Raw genomic sequence first — 5,790 nt, 5'->3', positions numbered from 1 at the left:
GGGGCCTCGGCCGGGGCGCCGGCGCGGATCGCGGCCTCGATGTCGGCGCGGACGATCCGCCCGCCCGGACCCGATCCGGTCAGCGCCGCCAGGTCGATGTCGTGGTCACGGGCCAGCCGGCGCGCCAGCGGCGACGACGGCGGACGCGACGCGGCGGAGCGCTCCGGGGCCCGTGCGGGCGCCTCGGCGGCCGGCTGCGGAGCCGGCGCGGCCTCCGGTTCCGCCTCGGGCTTGGGCTCGGGCTTGGGCTCGGCCTTGGGCGCGGGTTCCGGCGCGGCCTCCGGTTCGGCGGCCGCCTGCGGCGGTGCGGGCTGCTTCGCGCCGCCCGCCGGGGTGATCACCGCGATCGGCGCGCCGATCGCCGCGGACTCGCCCTCCGGCACCAGGATCTTTTCGAGCACGCCGGCCTCGTACGCCTCGAACTCCATGACCGCCTTGTCGGTCTCGATGTCGACGAGGACGTCGCCGACCGCGACCTCGTCTCCCGGCTGCTTCTGCCAGGAGCTGATGACGCCCTCCTCCATCGTGTCGGAGAGGCGGGGCATGAGGATCTCGGTCATCGTGTGGGCTCCAGGGCGGGACGGCCGGTCGCACGGAGCGTCTCGCGGACGGCGGTGAGCAGGGACTCGGCGGACGGCAGCGCCGCCGACTCCAGGGACTTGGCGTAGGGGAGCGGCACCTCGGCCATCGCGACGCGGCGGACCGGGGCGTCCAGCCAGTCGAACGCGCCCTCCTGGATCGTCGCGGCGATCTCGGCGCCGATGCCGTAGGTGAGCCAGTCGTCCTCGGCGACCACGGCGGAGCCGGTCCTGCGGACCGAGTCCACGATCGTCTGCCGGTCGAGCGGGCGCAGGCTGCGCAGGTCGACGACCTCGGCGGACACCCCTTCGGCGGCGAGCCTGTCGGCGACCTCGGCGGCGACGCGCGCCATCCGCGAGTAGCCGATGATCGTGATGTCGGTGCCCTCGCGGGTGACGGCGGCGCGGCCGATCTCGGCGGGCTCGACGTCCTCGATCTCGGCGGGCAGCTCGCCCTTGGTGTTGTAGAGGGCGAGGTTCTCCAGGAACAGCACCGGGTCGTCGTCCCGGATCGCGGCCTTCAGCATCGCGGACGCCTCGGCGGGCGTGCTCGGCGCGAGGACCTTCAGCCCCGGGACGAACGAGTAGAACAGCTCGACGTTCTGCGAGTGCGTGGCGCCGAGCTGCTGCCCGCCGCCGCCCGGGGTGCGGATCACCATCGGGACGCTGGCCTGCCCGCCGAACATGCCGTAGATCTTCGCGGCGTGGTTGACGATCTGGTCGAGCGCGAGCAGCGAGAAGTTGATCGTCATGATCTCGACGACCGGCCGCAGCCCGAGCATGGCGGCGCCGATCGCGGCGCCGACGAAGCCCTCCTCGGCGATCGGGGTGTCCCGGACGCGGCGCGGCCCGAACTCCTTCAGCAGCCCTTCGGTGATCTTGTAGGAGCCCTCGAAGAGCCCGATCTCCTCGCCCAGCAGGAAAATGTTCTCGTCCCGGATCATCTCGGACCGGAGCGTGTCCCGGAGGGCCTGGCGGTAGGTCACGGTTGCCATGGGGAGGTGCCTCTCAGGAACGGAATACGGGGTCGGCGGGGAACCGGCGGTACTCGCCCGCGACGGGGGTGGCGTAGGTGTAGTCGAACAGCGTGGACACCTCGGGCGCGGGGCTCTGGTCGGCGAACTCGGCGGCGGCGTTCACCTCGGCGGTGACCTCGGCGTCCAGCCGCTCGCGGTCGTCGTGGGAGAGGATCCCGGCCTCCTCCAGGTCCAGTGCCATCCGGGCCAGCGGGTCGGCCTCCTTCAGGGCCTCCTTCTCCTCCTTGGACCGGTAGCGGGCCGGGTCGACGACCGAGTGCCCCTTCAGCCGGGGGCTGACGGTCTCCAGCAGGTACGGCCTGCTCTCCGAGCGGGCATGCTCGACGGCGACGCGCGCGGCGTCCCGCACCGCGACCACGTCGCCGCCGTCCACCCGGGCGCTCTCGATCCGGTAGGCGGTGCCGCGCTTGTACAGCTCGGGCTCGGCGGCGGACTTCTCCACGGTCGTGCCCATGCCCAGCCCGTTGTTGATCACGACGAAGACGACCGGGAGATCCCACAGGCCCGCGATGTTCAGCGACTCGTGGAAGGCGCCGATCGCGGCCGTCCCGTCGCCCATCTGGCACATGACGATCTCGTCGCCGCCCTTGTAGGAGACGGCGAGCGCGGCGCCGGTCGCGAGCGGCAACTGGCCGCCGACGATGCCGTACCCGCCGAGCAGCCGCGCCTCGGCGTCGAACAGGTGCATCGACCCGCCCCACCCCTTGGACACGCCGGTGGAGCGCCCGTACAGCTCGGCCATCACGCGGTCCGCGCCGATGCCCTTGGCGATGGCGTAGCCGTGCTCGCGGTAGTTGGTGAAGAGGTAGTCGGTGGGACGCAGCGCGGCCATCAGCCCGACGACCGTGGCCTCCTCACCGAGGTTCAGGTGGCAGTAGCCGCCGATCTTGGCCTCGGTGTAGGCGCGGGCGGCCCGTTCCTCGAAGCGCCTGATCAGCAGCATCTGCCGGTAGTAGCCGACGAGCGTCTCGGCGTCCTCCGCCGGGACGGACCCCTTCGGCGGCGTGGCGGCTGCCTCGGGCCCGGAGGCCTTGGCGCCGCGTGTCCCCCGGCTGCGCGCCGGAGCGGCCTTGACGGTCTCAGCCATCGGCGACCTTCCTCTGTGCGGGGCAGCGTCGTAGGATCGCCACAACACGCCCGATCATCGTTGATCTATGATCGATCATATTCCACGCGGTCAAGATTCGCCTACCCCATCGGGAGGTACTTACCCATCGTGGCGCTACGATCGAGTTTCGTGAAAACGCCAGCTCAGCTGCTCCGCACCGGACTCGCCGACCAGATCCGCGAGTTCATCGTGGAGGGCATCAGCTCGGGGCGCTGGGAGCCGGGCGAGCGCATCGTCGAGCGCCGGATCGCCGCCGAGCTGGGCGTCAGCCAGGGGCCGGTCCGGGAGGCGCTCCGCCAGCTGGAGGCGCAGCGGCTGATCGAGTCGCTGCCGAACCGCGGTGCCCGCGTCCGCGAGTTCACCGAACGCGACCTCGCCGAGATCTTCCCCGTCCGCGCCGGGCTGGAGCGGACGGCCGTGGAACTGGCCCTGCCGCGCCTCGCCGGCTGCGTGGACGTCCTGGAGGAGCACAACCGCCTGCTGACCGAGGCCGTGCACGACGGCGACCTGCACGAGCAGATGCGGCTCAGCATCGCCTTCCACCGCGAGATCGTCGAATCGGCGGAGAACGGGCTGCTCGTCTCGGTCTGGGAGGGCCTCGGCATCGAGCTGTGGACCACCCTGTCCCTGCGCCTTCACCACACGGAGATCTACTCGAAGTCGGCCGAGCACGCGGAGCTGATCGAGGCGTTCCGCCGTGGCGACCCGGAGGCGCCGCAGATGCTGCACGACCACGTCATGAACTACGCGCCCGCGCCCTGAGCCGGTTCAAAGCCGTTCGTTCTCGCGGTACGCCTTCGTGAGCTGCGCTTCCGCGTCGTCCAGGTAGGAACGCAGCTCCCGTTCGGCCGCCGCGAGGTCACCGCGCGCCATCAGGTCGTGGAGGCGCCGGTTGCGGGCGAGGTACGGCTCGTGGAACTCGCGCGGCGAGCCCATCTCGTGGAAGACGAGCCGCATCTCGGCGAGCAGGTGCCGGATCATCTCGTCCACCCGCGGGCTGCCCACCAGCGCGGCGAGGGCCTGGTGGAAGCGGATGTCGGCGGTGCCGACGTCGGCCCAGCGGCCCGCCCCGGCGGCGCGCTCGCCGTCCAGGACGGCCGCCTCCAGCCGGGCGAGGGCCTCGGGCGGCGCGTCCGGTGCGCACCGCACGCCCTCGCACTCCAGGATGCGCCGGACCCGGTACAGGTCGGCGAGGGCGTCGGCGGTGACGCGGCGCACGAACACGCCGCGGTTGAACTCGTGGACGAGCAGCCGCTCCTGGGCGAGCATCCGGAACGCCTCCCGCATCGTGTTGCGGGACACCTTCACGGCGCGGCACAGGTCCTCCTCGGGGAGCCGCGCGCCGGGCACCAGCCGGCCGTCGGTGATCTGCTCGCGGAGCAGGCCGGCGACCCGCGCGGCGGTGCTCGACCGGTCCAGGCCGGGCCGGGCCGCCGCGAGTTCGTCGAGCCACCGCTCCCGCACCGTTACCGGCCGCCTTTCCGCAGGTGCGGCGGTACGCCGCCGCGAAACGTGTGTGCGAGGCCAGCGTATCCCACGGGCAGGAGAACCTATCAACAAGGGGATTGCTCCATTGTTGAACAATCTCTACGCTGACGGAAAGCCGACACCCAGAAGGGTCACCCCCCATGACGGAACGGACCACCCTCGACGCAGGCCCGGCATCCGCCACCTCCTCCTCCCGCCGCGCCGCCCTGCTCGGCGCCATGTTCCTGATGGCCACCAGCGCCATCGGACCCGGCTTCCTCACCCAGACCACCGTGTTCACCGCCAAGCTCGGCGCCGCGTTCGCCTTCGCGATCGTCGTGTCCGTGCTGGTGGACATCGCGATCCAGCTGAACGTGTGGCGCGTCGTCGGGGTGTCCGGCATGCGCGCCCAGGAGATCGGAAACCGCGTCCTGCCCGGCGCCGGCTACGGCCTCGCCGCCCTGGACGTGTTCGGCGGCCTGGTCTTCAACATCGGCAACGTCGCCGGCACCGCGCTCGGGCTGAACGCGCTGCTCGGCCTGGACGTCAAGATCGGCGGCGCGCTCTCCGCGCTGGTCGCCATCGCGATCTTCCTGATCCGGCGCGCGGGCGCCGCGATGGACCGGATCGTCGTCGTGCTCGGCGGTGCGATGATCCTGCTGACCCTGTACGTGGCGTTCGTGTCCGAGCCGCCCCTCGGGGACGCGCTGAAACAGAGCATCGCGCCCGAGACCGTCGACTTCCTCGTCATCACCACCCTGATCGGCGGGACGGTCGGCGGCTACATCACCTACGCGGGCGCGCACCGCATGATCGAGTCCGGGCTGACCGGCAGCGAGAACGTCCGGGAGATCAACCGCAGCGCCGTCACCGGCATCCTCGTCACCGGCGTGATGCGGGTGCTGCTGTTCCTCGCCGTCCTCGGCGTCGTCGCCGGCGGGGTGACCCTGGCCAAGGACAACGCCCCCGCGTCGGCGTTCGAGCACGCGGCGGGCGAGGCGGGGCTGCGCGTCTTCGGGCTGATCATGTGGTCGGCCGCGATCACCTCGGTGATCGGCGCGTCCTACACCTCGGTGTCGTTCCTGGTGTCGTTCTCCTCCTTCGTCGAGCGGCACCGCAACCGGCTGGTCGTGGCGTTCATCCTCGTCTCCGCGAGCATCTACCTCGCGATCGGCACCGCACCGGCCAGACTGCTCATCCTCGCGGGCGCCCTGAACGGGCTGATCCTGCCGTTCGGTCTCGCGGTGCTGCTGTGGGCCGCCGCCCGCCGCCGCGACCTGCTCGGCGGCTACCGGTACCCGGTCTGGCTGCTCGTGCTCGGCGCCGCCGCCTGGCTGCTCTCCCTGTACCTGGGCTGGAACTCCCTGTCCGAACTCGACAACCTGTGGAGCTGAGCCGAAGGTGCGGATCCTGCCGAGCGGCGACGCGGCCCTGCTGGTCGAACTGCCGGACCTGCCGATGATGCTGGGCCTGTACGCGGCGCTGGCCGCGTCCCCGCCCCCGGGCGTCACCGACGTCGTCCCCGCGGCCCGCACGCTGACGCTGCTGCTCGGCCCGTCCGCCGACCCGGCCGCGGTCGCCGCCGCCGTGCGCGCCACCC

7 protein-coding genes are annotated in these 5,790 nt (G+C 72.0%); 3 read left to right on the top strand and 4 right to left on the bottom strand.

Features of this window, described 5'->3' with window-relative positions; translation table 11 throughout:
• The 3 genes from AF1_RS31550 to pdhA all read right to left on the bottom strand — a co-directional run.
• Positions 1 to 560: biotin/lipoyl-containing protein (locus AF1_RS31550; protein WP_174548916.1), on the bottom strand; the 560-nt coding region annotated here is incomplete at its 3' end.
• A complete protein-coding gene (locus AF1_RS31545; RefSeq protein ID WP_067807776.1) occupies positions 557 to 1,573 on the bottom strand; it encodes an alpha-ketoacid dehydrogenase subunit beta in 1,017 nt (338 codons plus the stop codon). The genes AF1_RS31550 and AF1_RS31545, both read right to left, overlap by 4 nt.
• A 13-nt stretch (positions 1,574 to 1,586) precedes the next feature.
• Positions 1,587 to 2,702: a pyruvate dehydrogenase (acetyl-transferring) E1 component subunit alpha gene (gene pdhA, locus AF1_RS31540; RefSeq protein WP_067807773.1), complete on the bottom strand. Its 1,116-nt coding sequence runs from the start codon at positions 2,700 to 2,702 to the stop codon at positions 1,587 to 1,589.
• A gap of 150 nt (positions 2,703 to 2,852) precedes the next feature.
• On the opposite strand from pdhA, the gene AF1_RS31535 reads away from it, so the two are divergent.
• Positions 2,853 to 3,485, top strand: a complete 633-nt coding sequence (locus AF1_RS31535) for a GntR family transcriptional regulator (protein WP_242609071.1) — start codon at positions 2,853 to 2,855, stop codon at positions 3,483 to 3,485.
• Between the two features lie 6 nt (positions 3,486 to 3,491).
• Here the strand turns inward: AF1_RS31535 and AF1_RS31530 are convergent, their stop codons facing one another.
• Positions 3,492 to 4,187, bottom strand: coding sequence for a GntR family transcriptional regulator (locus AF1_RS31530; protein WP_067807770.1), 696 nt, complete (start codon positions 4,185 to 4,187; stop codon positions 3,492 to 3,494).
• 164 nt (positions 4,188 to 4,351) lie between these two features.
• Here AF1_RS31530 and AF1_RS31525 point away from each other — a divergent pair, with 164 nt between their 5' ends.
• Positions 4,352 to 5,584 carry an NRAMP family divalent metal transporter gene (locus AF1_RS31525; protein WP_067807768.1) on the top strand — a complete coding sequence of 411 codons (1,233 nt, stop codon included), beginning with the start codon at positions 4,352 to 4,354 and terminating at the stop codon, positions 5,582 to 5,584.
• Positions 5,585 to 5,591: 7 nt separating this feature from the next.
• The coding region (locus AF1_RS31520) for a carboxyltransferase domain-containing protein (protein ID WP_157419374.1) at positions 5,592 to 5,790 on the top strand (199 nt) is incomplete at its 3' end.

Source organism: Actinomadura formosensis NBRC 14204, from assembly GCF_001552155.1.
Lineage (GTDB): Bacteria > Actinomycetota > Actinomycetes > Streptosporangiales > Streptosporangiaceae > Spirillospora > Spirillospora formosensis.
The sequence above is the reverse complement of the archived record's forward strand: the minus strand, read 5'-3'. Positions and strand labels throughout refer to the sequence as shown.